Raw genomic sequence first — 19,145 nt, 5'->3', positions numbered from 1 at the left:
CAAGGATGAAGCACATCTACGACGATGCCTCTGCCGGTGGCGGTGCTCAGGCGATGATGGCCAGGCTCAAGCTGGTGGCCGAGCTGGGTCGCGTGCGCAAGGAGTTGATCGCCCTGCCGCAAGGCATCGCCGCCATGACGCAGCGCCTGACGCTGGTGAAGCGGGCCAACGAGATTCGCACCGAGCTCAAGGCGGCCACCCTGGCCGCCGACCCGGGCAAGGCGATGAAGGCCGAGCGCGACCCGCCGGAGCCCGTCGAGACGTCGCGACAGCCCACGGCGGGGCTGTACAGCCACGATGAGAAGCGCACCAAGGGGCAGCGCCAGAAGGCCAACAATGCCGCTGTCGAGCTGCTGGCCCGCGTCCAGTCCGGCGAGGTCGCCCGCGAGGAGCTGACCGACGAGGATCGCGCCGTGCTCGCCGGCTACTCCGGCAACGGCGGGGCCCTGGTCGGCGCCGATGGCAAGAAGGGGTCGGCCTACGAGTATTACACACCCAAGCCGATTGCCGAGGGCATCTGGGACGCCCTGGGCGCGATGGGCTTCAGCGGCGGCAAGATTCTCGACCCGGCGGCCGGTACCGGCGTGTTCGGCGCGACGGCGCCGCGCCATGCCGCCGTGGATGCCGTGGAGCTCGACGAGACGTCGGGCTCCATCAATGCCCTGGTCAATGCCGGCCCCGGCTACACGGCCACGGTGTCGCCCTTCGAGGCCGTGGCGGCCGCCACCCCGGACGAGAGCTATGACGCGGTGGTGACCAACGTGCCGTTCGGCACCGTGGCCGACCGTGGCGGCAATCAGAACCTGGACCCCAAGTACCAGAAGGAGGCGCTGGAGACCTACTTCATCCTGCGCTCCCTGGACAAGCTGAAGCCCGGCGGCCTGGCGGCCTTCGTGGTGCCGCCTCGCTGCGTGTCGGGCCGTGGCGGCGCCGAGGTCAAGCTACGCCAGCGGGCCAGCCTGAAGGCCGAGTTCCTGGGCGCCTACCGCCTGCCCAACAGCGTGTTCGGGGCGGCCGACGCCGACACCATCACCGACGTCATCTTCTTCCGCAAGTACGGCCGCGACGCCGCCGAGAAGATCGAGGAGCTGCACGAGCAGGCGCCCGCGACCCTGGCCGACGCCAAGGTCATGTGGAGCGAGTTCGTGGAGGGGCGCTACTTCAAGGGCGAGGGCCGGCGCTTCGTGCTCGGCGAGTTCGTGCCCAAGGATCCCGAGAAGTTCCGCGACGTCGATCGCGTCAAGAGTCCGGCCAGCATCCCCGAGGTGGCCAAGCTGATCCGTCGCCTACCGGGCAGCCGTGTCGACTGGACGCTGCTGGAGGCCGCCGAGACCCAGCCCATCATCTACCACGAGGGCGATACCCTGACTCAGGCCGGGCAGACCCTGCAGTTGCAGGACGGCCAGTGGGTGCCGCTTCAGGCCGGCAGCCGCGACGTGCGGGGTGCCGAGCTGCTGGGGCAGTTCAAGGACGCCTACACCGCCTTCGACGCCGGCATGAGCTATGACGATGCGCTGACCCTGCGTCAGTACATGCGCGACACCTCCCAGACCCTGGACATGCCGGCCTGGCTGGCGTCGGCGCTGGCCACCCTGGACAAGCTGCCCGATGACGATGCCCGCGCCCGCGCGTGGGCGCCCGGCCTGGTGGGCCTGGCCGTGTCGCAGGTGCTGGACGAGAGCGGGCGGGGCAGCGGTACCGACTTCCTATCCGGCTACGCCAAGCTCTCCGAGGCGATGAAGCGCCAGGCGGCCGCCGCGCGATGGGTCAAGGGCGTGGACGGCGCGCTGCGTCGCGGCCTGGGCGAACTGGCCGCCCACTACCAGCGCAAAGCCGGCTTCAGCGCGCTGTGGCGTGGCGACGTGCAGGAGGCGCCCGCCGTGCAGGTGAGTGCCGAGCACGGCTTCGAGGGCCTGCTGTACGAGAATCAGTCGAGCTGGGTCAGCCTGGAGCAGGCGCGCACCGTGCTGGGCGACGGCTTCGATCCGTTCGAGACGGACGACTGGTGCGTGTCCGCCGACGGCAGCCAGGTGAGTCGCGCCGACGACTACTACGTGGGCAGCTACGGCGAGTTCGTGAAGCGCATCGACGCCGAGATGGCGGCGGCGCCCAACGACAGGGTGCGCGCCAAGCTGATGCGCCAGAAGGCGGTGGCCTCCGAGCGCATCGACCGCGTGGACGTGTCGCGTATCAGCTTCAACCTGTTCAGCCCCTACGTCACCCTCGAGGAGAAGGCGGAGTTCCTGCGCCGCTTCGTGCACCCCGGTGCCGTGGCCACCTTCGACGACAGGACCAGCGAACCGCGCATCGAGTTCGACATCCCGGGTAGCCAGCTGACCGACCGCGAGAAGCTGATCCGCCGCATCGGCGCCTACCTGAAGAACGGCACCATCACCCTGGGCGGCACCAAGCTGGACATGGGCGATGCCGAGGGCATCCGCGAGCTGCGCGCCCTGGTCAACAAGGCCAACGAACAGTTCAACGGCTGGGCGCGCGGCAATGCCAACGTGGTGTCGCGGCTGGAGGGCCAGGCCAACGACCCGGAGAAGCTGCGCTTCGCCCAGCCCGAGGACGAGAGCCCGCTGGCCATTCCGGGCATGAACCCCGAGCTTGAGCTTCACGGCTACCAGAACGCCTACGTGCGCTCCCGCGCGCGTGACTTCTCCGGCATCAACGGCTTCGACGTGGGGCTGGGCAAGACCTTCACCGCGCTGGCGGTAGCCCAGTACGTGCAGTCCATCGGCGCCAAGAAGAAGACCGTCTTCGTGGTGCCCAACTCCGTGCTGTCCAACTGGCAGAAGGAGAGCGCCAAGGCCTACGCCCGCACCGACGACTGCCTCTACGTGGGGCTGCGCGACGGCAGCGTGGATTCGTCGGCCTACGACGAAGACCTCAACCGCATTATGGAGAACCGCCACAGCAAGATCTTCATGACCATGGAGGCCTTCGAGCGGATCCGGCTGCGCGACGACACCATCACCGGCTACGAGGCCTACATGCGCAGCGCCGACCAGTCCTTCGCCGAGAGCGAGGACCGCAAGGCCGACGAGCGCGCCAAGGGCAAGGCGGCGACCATCGTCGACGTGCTGGGCAAGAAGGACGGCGCCGCCCCCTTCCTCGAGGACATGGGCATCGACTCCCTGGTGATCGACGAAGCCCACGTGTTCAAGAACTCGGCGACCACCGTGGACTTCAAGGGCGGCAAGTACCTGTCGCAGTCACCGGCCTCCAAGCGCGGCCTCGATGCGCAGGCCAAGGCCTGGGCCATACGCGGCGGCAGCGGTGCCCGAGGCGATGGCGTCATGCTGCTGACCGCCACGCCCATCACCAACAGCCCTCTGGAGATCTACTCCATGATGGCCCTGGCCGTGGGCCATGACCGCGTGAACGACATGTTCATCGGCACATCGGGCGCCGACGGCTTCATGAACACCGTGTGCCAGATCGAGAACGAGGACGACGAGTCCATCGACGGCGAAAGCCGGGCCATCAACGTGTTCAAGGGGCTCAACAACGTCGAGATGCTGCGCGGCGCCATGCGCCAGGTGGCCACCATCAAGAACGCCGATGACGTCGGCAGTCAGATCAAGGTGCCGGACGCCCCGGAGCGGGCCAGCAACATCCAGTTGCCGGAGGCGACCGTGGTGCAGCTGGAGGAGTACAAACAGGCCTATCGCTACGCCGCCGACGCCATGGCGGAGCGTGGCGAGAACCGCGGCGACGCGGCGGCCTTCGAGCGCATCGCCGGCAAGTTCGGCGAGCCGATGGAGCTTATCGGCCATCCCTTCAACCTGATCAACAAGATGACCATGCTCATCGCCGACCCCGACCTCGATGCCCGGGTGTCGCGCTATGTGATCAACGACGGCGAGGAGGAGCAGGCCCGTGCCCTGGTGGAGCAGTGGAGCGCCAAGCCGCCCACCGAGCAGCGCACCCGCCCCGGGCCCAATGCCACGGCGGAGGAGGCGGTCAGCGTGAAGACCATCCGCGACGCCAATCGCGAGGTGGTCGGCCGCCAGTACAAGATGCCGGTCAAGGCCTGGATCGAGAACGGCGCCATCGTGCTCGACACCGTGAGCTCGGACACGCAGGACCGCTTCGAGGCCATGGCCGACAAGGCCGGCGTCGAGCTCGATGTCTCGGTACCGCCCAAGCTGGCCGCCATGCTCGAGAACTTCCAGACCGAGGCGGCGACCCCGCGCGGCGTGGACGCCGAGGGCGACCGCATCCCGCACGCCAAGCAGATCATCTTCTGCGACCTGCTGGGTCTTCACAACAAGATCCGCCGACTGCTGACCCGCCGGGCCGGCGTGCCGGCATCGGCCATCGCCGTCGTCACCGGACAGCGCAACAACAGCCCGGAGGAGATCATGGCGGTGCAGGACGGCTTCAACGCCCCGGGCGAGGCCAACAAGTACCGCGTGATCATCGCCAACGAGAAGGCTGAGGTCGGCATCAACCTGCAGAAGGGCACGCAGGCCATCCACCACCTGACCATCGGCTGGACGCCGGACAGCCTGACTCAGCGCAACGGGCGCGGCGTGCGCCAGGGCAACAAGACCGAGCAGGTCACGGTCTACCACTACGACGCCGACGGCACCTTCGACACCGCCAAGCGCTCCCTGGTCAACAGCAAGGCGGACTGGATTGGCGCCATGATGAAGCCCGACGGTGGCGACAGCCTGGCCATCAGCGGCGGCATGAGCCGCGAGCAGATGGAGGCGCTGATCGACGTGGTGGGCGATGCCGATGCTGTGACCCGCATTCAGGAGGCGATGGCCGCCAAGGAGGCCGAGCGGCGAGCCACCACCAACCGCGAACGTCAGCGCATCAACCTGGACACCATCGACAAGCAGAATCAGTTCCTGGCCGACAACGAGCAGGCCAGCGACTGGGTGGCGCGCAAGATGGGTCAGCTGCTGAGCGCCATGGGGCAGACCGAGAAGGTCCGCAAGCGGCTGTCGCGGCCCAAGATGAGCGAGTCGGCCCGCGCCAAGAACGAGGGCCTGCTGGCCGAGCTGGAGGTCAAGGAGCGCGGCCTGCAACGCCAGATCGAGGAGGCGGCGACCTTCCACCGGGCCAGCTACAACTACCAGACCCGCCAGAACGAGCGCAGCGGCGATGCCCCGTTGAGCCCGCGCGAGGTGGTGACCACCTTCCTGGATCGCGCCAAGCGCGGCGAGAATCGCGCCTCCGACTTGGTGGAGGCCTTGCGGCGGGGCCGGCTGGGTTTCGGCGCCGTCGATATCGATGTCGACCACGAGTCGGAGCTGGTCAACGAATGGGAGTCCGAGGTCGACATGGCGCGCCAGATGCGCCGCCAGGCGGTGGAGAGTTACCGGCGCCAAGCCAAGGAGGCCGGCGGCCTACCCGATGGTGTGGCCGAGGCCTTCGAGGCCGGAGACGGCGTGCTGGTGGGCGACCAGCCGGTGATCGCCGAGTGCTTCGTACTGGCCGACGATGAGCTTTTCGTGGTCGGTCGTGGCGGACTGTCCGACTTCCGCCCCGGGGCCACGGCCGTGGCGGATGGACGCGAGCGCCGCGCCCTGCTGTATGCCTTGGTGCCGGTGGGCGAAATCGTCTACCCGGGAACCGCCAAGCACGAGGAGTGCCTGACCCGGGCCGCCGCCATCGAGGATGCGGCAGAGCGCGCCGGCGAGACGCTCAACACCTACTCCACGGCCTGCCCGGCGGTGGCCACGCGCCGCGAGACCGGCGTGTCGGCCGCCTACTCGAGCTATTCCTACTCGCTGCCGGCCCCGCATTTCCCATTGGCGGTGCGCGCCGAGGAGGTGCCGGCGGGATCCGAGGTGCTGGCCAAGATCGTCGAGGAGCAGAAGGCCGTCATCAAGCGCTGGGAGGGGGCCGACTTCGTGGTCAGCAACGACGTCGAGGTGGTTCGAGACCGGCCCGCCAAGGCCGAGGCGCTGCGCGACTATGCCATTGCTCATGGCCTCAAGCTCAAGGCGTCCGACCTGCCCGGCGAGCTCTACCGGCTGCGCCAACTGATTCGCGAGGGCCTGGATGAGGAGGCTTTCGCCGCGGCCCTGGCCGGCGAGGATGGCGACGAGATTGGCCGCAACGTCGAGGCCTTCATGGAGGCGCACGCCCCGTGGTTCGACTTCGACGGCGAAGGCCATTCATACTTGCCCCATCACCTCCAGCGCCGAGCGATGGTCGCCGTCGCCGAGAAGCTGCCTGGCGACACCGGCAGCGCGCCGGCAGCCGAGCCCGCGCCCGCGGGAAGCGACGACGGCGACCCCGACGAGATGGTACTGATCGAGGGCGAGACCCGCGCCTGGAAGGATCGCATCAAGGAGTACGGCACCCGGCACGGCAGCTACCGTCGCTGGGTGCGCAAGGAGACGGCATGGCGCGTGCGCCGTCAGGCCTGGAGCGCGCTGATCGCCGACCATCCGCGCGCCGCCCAAGAACTCAACCTGAGAGGCTGACATGGCATTCACGGAACACCTATTCGATAAGGACGAGATCAAGGCGCTGGCCCGGCAGCGGGCCGCCGCCCTCAAGGAGAATCGCGGCTTCTCAGACTTTCCCGGCTTCGCGCTGGGGGTGGTCGAGCGCCGCCTGGCCAAGGATCCGCTTCGGTACCGGGACTATGGGCCCTACTGGTGGGCGCTCAAAGCGCTGCTGATCGACAGCGGCCGGGAGCTGGGCGAGCGCGACGACCCGATGGTGCACGCCGCCTACCAGGGCGAGACGCCGGCCGAGACCATCGTCATGGCCGACGAGTTCCGCACCCGCTACCTGGCCACGCAGGCGGTAGGCACCAACCAGTTCATCCTGGATGGCGAGACCGGTGCCACCTACACCCTGGAAGACGAGGACATGGAATCCCGCCTCGCGGGCGCCTAAGCTGGAAAACGCCCCGCTGACCCGACCCCGGCATGGCCCACCATCGGACCATGCCTAAATCATCTTCCACTGGGCATCGGCGAGGGCTTCTCTCACGACTCGGCATTGGTGCCAAGAAGTGGGAGAACGAGCACCTCCCCGAGAGCCACGAAATATCGCCGTCCGACACCATGCTCTATGGTGCCGGCACGACCACGGTCGCGAGCCTGCTGGCGTCGGGGTCACGTCAGGCGCGAACGCGACAGGCCATCTACGACAAGTGGGCGCAGATGGAGGCCGACCCCATCGTGTCGTCCGCCATCAAGCTGCTGGTGACCTCCGCCCTGGGCGGTCACGAGACGTCGGGCGATATCGTCTTCATCGAGAAGCGTCCGGCCGCCGAGCAGAACGAGCAGCTGGGCAAGATCGTGGAGGAGATTCGCGAAGACCTGTCGGGCATCCTCAACCGTTCCGCCTACCCCATGGCCTACCTGGGCAGCGTGTTCGGCGACAGCTACGCCCGCATCTACACGGACAAGCGCGGCGTCGTCGACCTCTACGTGGACGAGCTGGTCAGGCCGCCCCTGGTGCAGCCGTTCGACCGCGGCAGCCGCACCGTGGGCTACGCCATCTACACCGGCGAACGCAACTTCCAGCGCCTGGACACCACGCAGATGGCGCGGCTCAAGATGCCGCGCAGCCAGTGGGTGCCGCAGCATGGCGTGTTCGAGAAGTCGCTGAAGCTCGCCCTGAGCACCGATGACGTCAACGACCTGCCGCTGATGCCGGCCATGGCCGGCGGCTCGCTGATTTATCCCGCCGAGGAGCCCTACGACAAGCTGACGGCCAGCCTGCTGGGCCTGGTCGGCCAGCGCTGGATGGACTCGATCGACGAGCAGATGCTGACCGTGAACCTTAACGACATGTCGCAGGACATGCAGAAGAAGTTCATGGGCTCCATCAAGGACATGCTGACGCGCTCCAAGGAGATCGCCGAGGAGGCAGTGAAGGGCGGCCGGCCCATCATGGAGCGCGTGCGCCACGTCATCCCGGTGTTCGGTGACAAGCAGTTGACCCGGATGGAGGGGGGCGGCCAGAACGGTCGCTCCGACCGCATCAGCATCGAGGACGTCATGCTGCACGCCCGCCTGCTGGCCGGCGCCATCGGCGTCGACCTGTCGATGATTGGCTTCGCCGACCAGATGAGTGGCGGCCTGGGCGAAGGCGGCTTCTTCCGCACCTCCGCGCAGGCCGCCGAGAGCGCGCGCGTGATCCGCGTGGCCCTGGCTGAGGCCTTCAACCACATCATCGACATGCACACCCTGAAGCGCTACGGCATGGTCTTTCCGGCCAGTGAGCGCCCGTGGAAGATCAACTTCTACGGCTCCATCTCGGCGCTGGAGGCCGAACGTCAGCGCACCCTCAACGACGGCATGAGTGTCGGCATCGGTCTGACGCAGGCCATCGGCGCCATGCGCGACATGGGCGCTGACAAGCGGATCATGGAGGCCTTCCTGACCGACACCATGCAGCTGGACGAGGAGCAGGCCAAGCTCTACGCCGAGCTGGCCGAGATGGGCAAGGATCAAGGCGGCGGCGGCCAGGGGTGGCCATGAGTCTGTTCGACAAGATATCGGCGGCCGGGGCCAGCGGCAACGTGCTCGGCCGGGCCGATGGCGCGATACGCAGCGGGGCCAGCAGTATCGGCGAGCAGGTCGGCAGTCTGGCCGGCGGCGGCAAGCTGGCCAGCGCTGTCAGCCAGGCGGGCGCCACCATGGGTGGGCAGGCCGTCAGTCGGGCGGTGAACAGCCACATCCCGCCCGGCATGCGCGGGGCCATCAATTCCGGCGCCGAGGCGGCCAGCCAGATCGCCGGCGGCGACGTCGAAGGTGGCATCCTTACTGCGCTGGAATCCGGCCTGGCCGGCGACACGCTGGGCAATCTGCTGGGCGGGCAGGCCAGCCAGGGTCGCTACTGGAGTGGAGCCAACATGCTGTACGGCGGCATCACGCCGTCCGAGGCCAAGCGCATCTACCAGGAAGCCATCGGCCCCGGGCGCGCCAAGAAGAACCTGTTTCTCCTCAAGGCGCAGAGCGCGCTCGCCGGCGACTTCTCTCACGAGTTCAACCTGTTCTGCACCGATATCGACCGCGGTCCCAGTGAGGTCTCCGGCGGCAAGGTGCGGTCCGGTAGCGCCCAGCTTGACACCCTGACGCAAGCCGAGCCCGTGGTCCTACGCATCACCACCATGGATGATCGAGCCGGTACGCTGAAGCGGTGGTTCGAGGCGCACATCGCCGCCGTCGCGGCTCAGGACGGCTCCTTCGGCGTGCCGGCCGACTACGCCATCGTCTTCACCATCCAGCACGCCTTTGTGGGCGAGGCCAGCGCATTTACCGGCCGAGTGCTGTGTCGCGCCCAGTCCTACGAAGTCGGACTTTCGCGCCGCGAGGACGCCATGGAGGAGCTGCAGATGACCTTCACCCAGCTCGACACCTTCATGAGTCCCTAGCCATGGCATTGAACCACGACAACCAAGGCTTTCTAGTCGGCGAACGACTGGATGCCGAGGACATCACTGGCCGCCTCGACGCCATTCGCGACGAGGTTCGCTCATTGCGCCACGATCTTTCTCGGGGCTCCGCCAGCATGCCGCCAGCTACGCCGAGACCATCGGCCAATGAAACCGCTGGTGAGCGTCGTGAGAGCCCAAGCCCCCAGAGTCGCCTGGCATCGCCATCGGGCGCAGAAGCCAGCCGCGACGAGGTGCTGATCCGCATCGATCGTCCCGCCGAGGCAGCCACGCCGCCGGACAGGCAGGCGCCTGGGCGCTACGTCTATCGCGCCACAGGTAACGCCGGCACCGGAGGCGAAAACAGCACTGCTTCGACCAAAGGTGTCGCCACCCCGCTTCGTGAGCGTGACGCCAGTGGGCAGTTTGCCGCCCGCCCCCCGACCGCTTCTCCTGGTCGCGACACTTCCAGTGCCGGAGACAAGGCGGGAGGTGGCCGAGGGCCGGACGGTCGATTCACTGCCGGCGGTGGTCGCGACCCCTCAGCAGGCGATGACGAGCCAGGCCTGCTGTCGCGCTCCATCGATGGGCTCAGTGATCGGCTGAGTGGTGCTGTACAGGAGATGGGGGCCGGTACCGAGGAGGCCGACCCGGCGGTCAAGGCGTTCAACGAGGTTGCCGAGCCGCTTCAGCGCGGCTTCAGCAAGATCCTTGGGGATGGCGATAGCCGCAAGCAGGAACGTTGGTACCGCCGATTCTGGATGATGATGCGCGGCTCTCGCCGCGAGGATCGCGCCGCCGACAAGCAACAGCGCCGCATCCTGAAGAACATCGAACGCAAGCCGTCCGGTGGCGACAACGGCTCAATGCTGTGGCGCGGCCTCATGCTGCTGCTGGCTCCCATCACCGGCATGCTGTCGCTGTTGGGCGGCCTACCGATGGCGCTGGCCGGAGCGGTGATCACCGGCCTAAAGGCGCTGTTGACCGCCATGGGTCTTGGCCGCGTGGCGAGACGCATGACTGTGCCCGGCAGCGGCCGCTCCACGCCTCGCCGTGGTGGCGGAGGGTCGGCCGGAAGGGCTGCCGCCAGGGGCGGGGCTTCCGGAACGCCAGCCGCTCGACCGTCGGGCCAAGGCGGCACCACGTCACGCCCCGGGGCATCGACGACTCAAGGCGGCAGTCGATTTGGCCGCCTGCTGAAAGGCGGGGCGCGTCGCATCCCGGGCATTGGTGCGCTGCTGGGCTTGGGGTTCATGGCCAGCGACATCGCCGCCAGCGAAGGCAGCGACGCCAGTCGGGCCGAGAAAGACGTCACGACCGGGCGCGCCATCGGCGGCGGCCTGGGCGGCATCGGCGGCATGGCCGGCGGCGCCGCGGCGGGCGCGGCCATCGGCTCCGTGGTGCCGGGCATCGGCACCGCCATCGGCGGCATCATCGGCGCCGCGGCGGGCGGCTTCTTCGGCGGCAGTGCCGGCGAGGTCGTCGGCGAGAAGGTCGGTGGCTGGGTCACCGACCTTCGCAAGTCCAACCTGGTGCAGGGCCTCTCCCAGCGCTGGGAGTACGCCACCACCTTCATGTCGAGCCTGTGGGAGCAGACCAGCGAAGGCGTGTCGGCGCGCTGGGAGTCGGCGACCGCCACCTTCAGCAGTCTGTGGGATTCCGCCACGCAAGGCCTGTCCGACCGCTGGGAGTCGCTGTCGAACACCATCGCCGAGCGCTGGACGGCCGTCACCGACGAGATGAAGGGGCTGTGGGACAGTGCCGTCAGCCTGGCCGCCGAGGGCTGGGGGGCGCTGACCGACATGGCGGAAGGCGCCAACGCCTGGATCGCCGAGAAGACCGGCGTCGACGTGGCGGAAACCGCCCGCGAGACCGGGCAATGGGTCTCTGACCGCGCCATCGAGACGTCCGCGTGGGTCTCCGAGCGCGCGGGCAGTGCGGCCGACTGGGCTGGCGAGCGCGCTGACGCCGCCGCTGCCTGGACGGCCGACAGGGCCGAGGTGGCCGCCGACCGATTCGAGCGCGCCGCCGGTTGGCTGGGCAACAAGCTGTCATCCGGGGCGAGCTGGCTGGGTGAGAAGACCGGCATCTCGTCGGCCGTGGGCATGGTGCGCAACGCCCACAACGAGGCGGCTGCCGTGCCTGCCCTGACGCAGGCCATGGCCGAGGCCGGCATCACCGACCCCAACGAGCAGGCGGCCTTCATGGGGCAGATGCACCACGAGTCCGGCGGCTTTCGCACCATGGAGGAGAGCTTCAACTACCGCAGCGCCGACCGGATCATGGAGGTCAGCGCCACGGCTCGAAACCAGGGCCGCGAGGCGATCGAGGCGGCCATGGCGCAGGGCCCAGAGGCGGTCGCCGAGCTCATGTACGGCGGGCGCATGGGCAACACGGAGGCTGGCGACGGCTACCGTTATCGCGGACGTGGCTTCACCCAACTGACAGGGCGCGACAACTACTCGGCGGCCAGCGAAGCGTTGGGTGTCGACCTGGTGAACAACCCTGACCTGGCTGCCGCCCGAGCCGGCGAGTTCGCCGTCTCATCATCGCCAGATGGGCCGCCCTCCGTGGCTGGGGTGGTCGTGACGGGCGCAGGCGATACCGCAAGCGCGTCTACGGCAAGCGTCGCGCGAGCCGATGGCCTGACCGGGGTGTGGCCTTCTCCTTCACGCCCCCCGGTAGGTGTCTCGACGCAGCCGGCCGTCACCATACCCGCACCCCGGGCGCCGGCCCTGGCCGAGGCGCCGAGCGTCAGCACGCCGATGTCGTCACCGCAGGGCCAAGGAGGCGATCGCCAGCCTTCTCGCGGGCCGGAGGACGTCAGTCGCGACGTGCCGGATCGCCGCATCGCTCACATCGTCACCGGCGCCTATAGCGGCATGGGATGAGCCGGAAAAGCCGCCCCCTGCCTGTGTCGGCGGCGCCGTAGCATGGCGTCATGAAGACGATAACCGGTGATGACATTCAGGCGATGGTGCGCCACTGGCTGGAAACACCAGTCAACGGCTACCTGGGATCCAGCTACGGCGCCGACACCAAGAGCCTGCTGCAGCGTGCGCAGTCGGATGAGGAGCAGGCAGACCGCTATCTGCGCAAGCTGAAGCGGGACGTCAGCGTGCTCGAGGTTCTTCCCAATAGCGCGGTGTCGCTGTACGGAACGCCCGAAGGGGTCGACCGGCTGCGCCTAACCCTGGACGTTGCCGGGCGTTCCTACGACCTCAACGACATCGAGGGCTCCCGGTAATGCTGACCCGTGAAGACTTCCAGCAAGCCATCGAAGACAGTGTTGCGCGCTACCCGGCGGTCGGCGCCCTTCATCGCGCCCGCGACCCCCGGATCCTCCAGCACCTGGACGCGATGGCCACGATGCTGGCCATGTACTCCCAGCAACTGGAAGTCGCACAGGCCGAACCCTTCGAGAAGGTGCGCGATGCCACGGTGCTGGCCGATGCTTCCATGCGCGGCCTGGTGCCTAAGTCTCAGCCCGCACGTGTAAGCGTGCGCCTGCACAACGCTGGCGTTACCGCTTTCTCCGCCAGTCCGGGGCGGCCGCTGATCGACTCCAGCGGTCGGCCGTTCCGCGTCGAGACGCCCATTGATGCTGGTCCCGGTGACACGGTGACCTTCGAGGCCGTGCAGCTGCATGAGAAATCGCGCACGCACACCGTGCAGGAGAGTCGGGCCTTCTATGCCGTGGAGCTCGACATGGCTGACGACGATTCCTGGTTGTGCGGACTTCACGTGACCGACGCTGACGGCGCCTACACCCATCGCGAGCGCTACACCAACACCCTGGCCGACGAGCGTGTCTATCACGTCGAGGCTGACGAGCGTCAGCGCGTCTACGTGCGCTTCGGCCAGGACGGCGTGGTCGGTGTACAGCCCAGTGAAGGGGCTGAGCTGTCGCTGACCACGTACTACTCCCTGGGGAGAATCGACGACTTCTCCCCCGGCTCGCCGATGGCCTTCGAGACCATGCAGGGGCCGGCCGAGGCGCAGCTCGAGATGAGCCTCCACGAGGTGCTGTCCAGTGGCGAGAATCCGCCCTCCATGCGCGCGCTTCGCGAGCTGTCCAAGTATCCCAGCGTCTACAACCACAACGCCGTCTTTCTGGGAGAGTTCGACTTCCTGGTGCGTCGTCACTTCCCGTCCCTGCAGTTCCTATCGGTCTGGAATGAGGGGGTGGAGGAGCGCTACCGCGGCATGAGCGTGGACAACATCAATGCACTGTTCGTGGCCTGCCTCTCGGCCACCGGCGTCGAGCCCGTGCTGAGCCAGGCGCCCGGAGAGGTGGTGGAGCCTGTCGAGCTGGCCGAGGAGGAGCTGACCGCCACTCATCGCGCCATCCGCGACAAGATCCACGCTGCTGACGACAGCTATCGAATCCGCTTCTACTCCGCCATTCGGGCTCCGCTGCCGGTCAGCATCGTCGCCACGGTGGCCACCAGCTACGACGAGGGCGTGGTCAAGGACCAGGTCCGCCAAGTCATGCTCGAGGAGTTCGGCGAGCAGGCCGATCAATCGCGGCGGGGCAACACCACGCCGCTCTACCAGCAGGTCTACCAGGTGCTTCGCCAGCGCGTCCCTGCCCTGAGCGTGGGGCGCGCCGATCTGCGCGTCACCATCGGTGACGACACCGGCGACAGCCGGCCCGAGCTGTGGCGCTACGTCTCACCGGAGAGCCTGGAGGTCAGCGTCTCCGCGGGCAACGTCAACGTGCCGTTCTGGGGGTCAGGATTTTGAGCGCGAGTGACGAGTTCGACTTCCCGGGGGCGCAGCTCCCCGACATAGCGCCGCTGCGCGAGAGCTTCGCGAACGGGAAGATCGAGGAGGAGCTGAAGGCGTTGTTCGGCGAGCTGTTCGAGGGTGTCGCCCACGACACCTTCGATGCCAGCGTGCTGGGCACACCGCACCTGGGGAGCTTCGAGCTGGTACGCCGCACGGTGAACCATGACGGCCTGGTGCTGCTCAAGGGCGAGCGAGAGGAGGCAGCTACCCGCTACCTGTACCGGGCATGGAAGTCAGGTGACGTGCAGAAGCGTGGGCTGCACTTCCTGCGGACCTACTTGCAGCTGCTGTTTCCGGGGCAGACCGAGGTCAAGCAGCTGTGGCACTACAAAAGTGCCGCCTACGGCCAGGGATTCGTGCTCAACGAGCCTCGCAATCCCTATTGGTTTCACTTCCTGGGCTCGCCCGGGCTGAAGCTCGATGGCAGTTGGAAGGTGGGGCGCCCCCTTGCCCTGGATGCCGATGAGCCGCCGTACTACAAGCCGGCAACGAACGATCTCTTCCTGACATCACGTGTCGAGATACTGCTCGGCCTCGAGGAGCTGTCCCGCTACTCCGAAGGGGGGCGGGCGGCAACATCCGGGTTGATCGACATCATTCGATCCGTGATCCCCGCCCGCCTGGTGCCGCTGTTCAAGTTCTGGCTGCGCTACGTGATCGGTGTCGATATCAGCGCGGGCAGCCACTTGCTGATGGAGAAACGGTCAACGGTTCGCTACCCGTGGTGTGGCCGCGTGCTGACCGAGGATCCAGCACATAAGTGGTCGCTGGGGATCGATGGCGAGCTGGTCAGGCTGCCCCAGCCCTTCGGCACGTTCCGACTGGGGGAGAGGCGGGGCGGCAAGAGTGCCTGGCGCCTGCGCAACTGCCGTACCGAAAGCGAGGTCACCGTGGCCAAGTCGCCGGCCGAGGCGTCGGCTTATCGGGTTCCGGCCCTGGGCGAGACCGGCCGCAAGCTGGATGGTGGTTGGCGGCTTTCCGGTCGCCAGCTGGACGCCATGAGCTGGAAGCGCGGAGAGAAGGAGGTCGATCTTCCCCAGCCTGTCGAGGCCTCCGCCACTCATCACGAGCATATCCGCATCGACTACCCGGAAACGCCGCGCAAGCTGGGCAGCGCATGGCGCCTCAACGGCACCTGGCGCCTGGGCGATGGTCGGCGCCTCACGCATGCCTGGGCGGGACAGGTGCTCAACGGCTTCCGTATTTCGCGACAGGGCGTGGCCGCCGAGTCAGCGGCATCCCTGCATGTCGCGGCCGTTTGCGGCGCGTCTCCGGCGCGGCTTCCGAGGCGGAAAACAGAGGCCGAGGGCGGTGATGGGGTAGAGCACACTTGGAGCCTGCCGCTGAACGGCCAGTGGAAGCTGGGCGGCCTGTCGCCACCCGAATTCGAGCTAACCATTACCCGCGTGTGAGGTGAAGCATGGCTGAGGCCATCACAGTCAACGCCTACCGCCGCCGCCTGGCGAGCGCAATGGCGGGCGGGCCGCCCATCGCTGAAGCCGCCTACATGGCTTTCGGTGACGGCGGCCACAACGCCGACCTGACGGCGATCACGCCGTCCCGAGAGCAGGAAGCGCTGAATCACGAAGTGCTCCGAAAGCCCCTGATCGAGGTCTCGCAAGAAGACCCCTTCTCGATCACCGGTCGCGGCCTGATCGAGGCCTCCGAGCTTGTCGGAATCTCGATATCGGAAGCCGCCCTGGTCGACGCCAACGGCGAGATCATCGGCATCAAGAACTTCGCGCCCAAGGTGAAAGAGTCCGATGAGCGCTACGAGGTCAGCATCAAGCTGAGATTCTAAGGAGCAGCCATGTCATTGCCCAACGATAAGATCACGCCGATTCCCAATGACGAGCCGGATGCGGTGCCGTCACTGTGGAATCTGCGCTACGAAGAGATCGACGCCAATTTCGGCAGTCTGGACCAGCGCCAGACGACCACCGAGCAGACGCTGAGCCAGGCCAAGGGCGACAAGGCGTCGCTACCGGCCCGCCTGGACAGCATTCAGCAGGACATCGAAGGGATTCGCGGCGAAGACCCCATCGTCATGAGCGAGAAAATCGACGTCCTGGTGGAGCACGGTGCGCAGCAGATTTTCACCGAGCATCGTGGCCGCGTTGCATCGACAGCGATCACCAGTGCTGTCGCGGGTGACGACTCGATGGACGTGGAGAGCACAGCAGAGCTGGTGGTCGGTCAGCATTACTTGATTGCCAGCGATGGCAGCTCGCAGATCGTCCGGATCCGTGAGGTGCTGTCCAGCACCCGTGTCACGCTTGAGGAAACGCTGCCCTCGAACGTGCCCGCCGGGGCCGTGCTTAGCCGCATCTCCGGCAGCGAGTACGTCACCGCAGACCTGGATAGCTCCCTGGTAGGCTATGGCGGCATGATCTTCGTCGTCGGCACCGCGACTCGCGTTCGCGCCTGGATTGGCGGCAGCTGGGAGGATCTGGTCGAGCGTCGCGGCGGCTGGGAGGTTCCCGTCGGCGTCCGGCGATTCCGGGTGACTGGTGCTGTTGATCGCTTTGCCCTCATCTCGGCACTGCCCATCAGTGCACTCCGCCGGCCGGGCAACGTGAGCCCCTCAGACGGGCAGCCTGGCCTGACCACGCAGCCCACCCTGACAGGCGCCGATTACTACGCGCTCTACGCCGTGCCTCAGAAGCACCGCAAATTCCGCGTGTACGACCAGAGCGGCGCTATGATCTACGAGGCGACGGAGACGCCATCCAATGGCGTGCCTGCCGTCAGCCACACCGTGGCTTCCGGCGCCCTGGCGATCGAGTCGGGCTATGCCTGGAACTACCAGGACGTCAACGAGCTCGACGAGGAAGGCGCTTGGTCGGAGCGCACCTCGTTCACCACCGCTAGTGTCTATATCGCGGCACCCTCGATCATCGCGCCCGCCGACGGCGAGACCGAGGTGCAGGAAACGCCGACGATCGAGACCAGCGCCTTTGCGGTCGAGCCCGGCACCGAGAGCGACACGCACACCCGCTCGGGCTACCGCGTGCGCGATGCCGACGGCAACGTGCTGTGGTCGACCCAGACATCCAGCTACCTGACCTCGATTCAGGTGCCTGCCGGCATCATGGAGGAGGGGGGCAAGACCTACGTCATCGATGCGCAGCACGAGGGCGAGCTGTATGGCTGGTCTGCCTGGTCGGCCGCGGTGACAGTCACCACGGCGCAACGCTTCGCCGCTGACGTCGGCGAGGCCGGCACGCAGGGCTTTGGCGTCGGCATATACCCCGACACCCTGCCAACCGGCTTCACCGCCTTGTCAGGGCACGACGACCCGGCCAGCGACAACTACGGCAACTACCAGTACAGCGATGGCTCGATCCTGTGCTTCATCCCGGCCTTCTACTACCGGTTCGGCCATACCGACTCGCCGCGCTTTGCCGACTATGGCGCCAATGCGCTCGATATCGTGGGCATGGGTGCCTTTGCCGATCAGAACGCCGCGGCGCTCGAGGGATATGCCCTGCACCGGGCCTTCATCGATGGCGGGGCCGTCAAGCAAGGCTTCTTCGTCGACAAGTACCTGAACTCGAAGTCTGCCGGCAACGATGCCGGGGTGTCGGTGAAAGGGGGTGTGCCGATCTCGCTCACCACGTCGACCAGATACACCCGGTCGGATGGCATGACCGGCTGCACCGGCATCCTGGCCGATGCCGTCACGCTGTCGCGGGCGCGGGGCGCTGGCTTCAACTGTGCCAGCGTGTTCATGTACTCGGCCCTGGCGCTGCTGTCCAAGGCTCACGGCCAGTCCGCGACCTCCACCACCTACTGCGCCTGGTATGACGGCACCGGTACCACCAACTACCCGAAGGGCTGCAACAGCTCGCTGGCAGACGTTGACGACGCGGGCGTCACCTTCGAGTCGGCCGGCGACAGCGGCACTGCTGACAAGCCCAAGGCAGGCAGCGGCACTCCGTTCGCGAAGACAACCCACAACGGGCAGTCGTGTGGCGTGGCCGACGTCAACGGCTCTATGTGGCAGACCGCGCTGGGCATCACCACGCCGGGGTCGTCGGGCACCTCGACGACCAACGTCGCCAACGGCGACTGCTACGTGCTCAAGGAGAGCGTGGCGCTGGCCGACCTGACCGCCGGCTTTGGTGGGGCGACCGACGCCTGGGGCGATGCCACGGCGCTGGGGGCCAACTACGACGCGCAGGCCGGCATCCTGCCCTGGGGCTCAACGACGGGCGCGGCTTATTTCGGCAATGGCGCCAATCAGGTGTTCAGCAGCGATCCTGACGGCCAGGGGTGGCTTCGCACTGCTTGCGGCATCCCTGCAACCACCGATGCGATCAGCGCCGAAGGTACCAACCTGTTCGGCCAGGACTACTGCTACCAGTACAACCGCGAGAACCTGTTCGTGCTCTGCGCCGGCTATTGGGGCTACGCTTCCGGTGCCGGCGTGTTCTCTCGCAACTGGAACTACGGCCGGTCGTACTCGAACCGCAGCTACGGGTTCCGCGCGGCGGCCTATGGATCGTGACCTGTGGGCGGCGCGGTAGCGCCGCCCCTTCCTGATTATGGCCAGTTCATCGCACCCAGCAGCCCAGATATTTCACAAGTGCCGGGAGTTGATAAAGCTCCTCAATATTCACTTAAATCATTTCCCTAGGCATGAAAAGTATGCCCTGTGCCAGGAGATAAGGAGTGCCGCATATGATGTGTACCAGCTACTGGTAGAGCACCAGAAAAAGCACCACAACAAGACGACGCTGAAAAGGCTGGATATCCGGCATGAGCAACTGAGAATGCTGGTTAATCTGGCCTTTGAGCTCGGCTATTACGAATACAAGGACAACAAGCGGATTCAGGGAGAGCGAAGCGCTCGAAGCGAATCCGAGCGCCGCTACGCGGCCGTCTCAGTTCTTATCAATGAGCTGGGCGCCATGATCGGCGGACGAATACGCAGCGCCAGGGAGAAAAGCCTGGCGGCAGGCGAATAGGGTGACGGCTTGAAGTGCAC

At 67.0% G+C, this 19,145-nt stretch carries 11 protein-coding genes; all 11 read left to right on the top strand.

The genetic code is table 11. From position 1 onward, the window contains the following. The first annotated feature begins 5 nt into the window (after positions 1-5). Positions 6-6,452 (top strand): N-6 DNA methylase, encoded by a 6,447-nt coding sequence (locus tag CKO33_RS02645; protein ID WP_200179046.1) that lies wholly within the window; start codon positions 6-8, stop codon positions 6,450-6,452. A 1-nt stretch (position 6,453) separates the two neighbouring features. Beyond that, positions 6,454-6,873, top strand: a complete 420-nt coding sequence (locus CKO33_RS02640) for a hypothetical protein (protein ID WP_200179044.1) — start codon at positions 6,454-6,456, stop codon at positions 6,871-6,873. A gap of 170 nt (positions 6,874-7,043) precedes the next feature. Further along, positions 7,044-8,468 carry a hypothetical protein gene (locus CKO33_RS02635; RefSeq protein WP_200179042.1) on the top strand — a complete coding sequence of 475 codons (1,425 nt, stop codon included), beginning with the start codon at positions 7,044-7,046 and terminating at the stop codon, positions 8,466-8,468. After that, positions 8,465-9,364 (top strand): hypothetical protein, encoded by a 900-nt coding sequence (locus tag CKO33_RS02630; protein WP_200179040.1) that lies wholly within the window; start codon positions 8,465-8,467, stop codon positions 9,362-9,364. Before CKO33_RS02635 ends, CKO33_RS02630 begins: the two co-directional genes overlap by 4 nt. 2 nt (positions 9,365-9,366) lie before the next feature. Further along, complete coding sequence (locus CKO33_RS02625) at positions 9,367-12,255, top strand: glycoside hydrolase family 19 protein (protein ID WP_200179038.1); 2,889 nt, start codon at positions 9,367-9,369, stop codon at positions 12,253-12,255. A gap of 50 nt (positions 12,256-12,305) precedes the next feature. After that, the gene (locus tag CKO33_RS02620; protein WP_200179036.1) at positions 12,306-12,611 is read left to right on the top strand and encodes a hypothetical protein; all 306 of its coding nucleotides are present in this window, start codon (positions 12,306-12,308) and stop codon (positions 12,609-12,611) included. After that, entirely contained in the window at positions 12,611-14,110 is a 1,500-nt protein-coding gene (locus tag CKO33_RS02615; RefSeq protein ID WP_200179034.1) for a hypothetical protein, read from the top strand. Before CKO33_RS02620 ends, CKO33_RS02615 begins: the two co-directional genes overlap by 1 nt. Next, a complete protein-coding gene (locus tag CKO33_RS02610; RefSeq protein ID WP_200179032.1) occupies positions 14,107-15,567 on the top strand; it encodes a hypothetical protein in 1,461 nt (486 codons plus the stop codon). Before CKO33_RS02615 ends, CKO33_RS02610 begins: the two co-directional genes overlap by 4 nt. Before the next feature lie 8 nt (positions 15,568-15,575). Next, on the top strand, positions 15,576-15,956 hold the full coding sequence (locus CKO33_RS02605) for a phage tail-collar fiber domain-containing protein (RefSeq protein WP_200179030.1): 381 nt from the start codon (positions 15,576-15,578) through the stop codon (positions 15,954-15,956). A gap of 9 nt (positions 15,957-15,965) precedes the next feature. Then, positions 15,966-18,665, top strand: coding sequence for a hypothetical protein (locus CKO33_RS02600; protein WP_200179028.1), 2,700 nt, complete (start codon positions 15,966-15,968; stop codon positions 18,663-18,665). 37 nt (positions 18,666-18,702) lie between these two features. Further along, on the top strand, positions 18,703-19,125 hold the full coding sequence (locus CKO33_RS02595; RefSeq protein WP_242472436.1) for a four helix bundle protein: 423 nt from the start codon (positions 18,703-18,705) through the stop codon (positions 19,123-19,125). Positions 19,126-19,145 lie beyond the last annotated feature (20 nt).

The organism is Ectothiorhodospira mobilis (genome assembly GCF_016584115.1).
Lineage (GTDB): Bacteria > Pseudomonadota > Gammaproteobacteria > Ectothiorhodospirales > Ectothiorhodospiraceae > Ectothiorhodospira > Ectothiorhodospira mobilis.
This window is presented reverse-complemented; position numbering and strand designations above follow the sequence as displayed.

Coding starts and splice junctions, on each gene's coding strand:
- CKO33_RS02620 (WP_200179036.1), top strand. CDS start 12,306: ATGAAGACGATAACCGGTGATGACATTCAGGCGATGGTGCGCCACTGG.
- CKO33_RS02595 (WP_242472436.1), top strand. CDS start 18,703: ATGGCCAGTTCATCGCACCCAGCAGCCCAGATATTTCACAAGTGCCGG.
- CKO33_RS02635 (WP_200179042.1), top strand. CDS start 7,044: ATGCTCTATGGTGCCGGCACGACCACGGTCGCGAGCCTGCTGGCGTCG.
- CKO33_RS02615 (WP_200179034.1), top strand. CDS start 12,611: ATGCTGACCCGTGAAGACTTCCAGCAAGCCATCGAAGACAGTGTTGCG.
- CKO33_RS02640 (WP_200179044.1), top strand. CDS start 6,454: ATGGCATTCACGGAACACCTATTCGATAAGGACGAGATCAAGGCGCTG.
- CKO33_RS02605 (WP_200179030.1), top strand. CDS start 15,576: ATGGCTGAGGCCATCACAGTCAACGCCTACCGCCGCCGCCTGGCGAGC.
- CKO33_RS02625 (WP_200179038.1), top strand. CDS start 9,367: ATGGCATTGAACCACGACAACCAAGGCTTTCTAGTCGGCGAACGACTG.
- CKO33_RS02630 (WP_200179040.1), top strand. CDS start 8,465: ATGAGTCTGTTCGACAAGATATCGGCGGCCGGGGCCAGCGGCAACGTG.
- CKO33_RS02645 (WP_200179046.1), top strand. CDS start 6: ATGAAGCACATCTACGACGATGCCTCTGCCGGTGGCGGTGCTCAGGCG.
- CKO33_RS02600 (WP_200179028.1), top strand. CDS start 15,966: ATGTCATTGCCCAACGATAAGATCACGCCGATTCCCAATGACGAGCCG.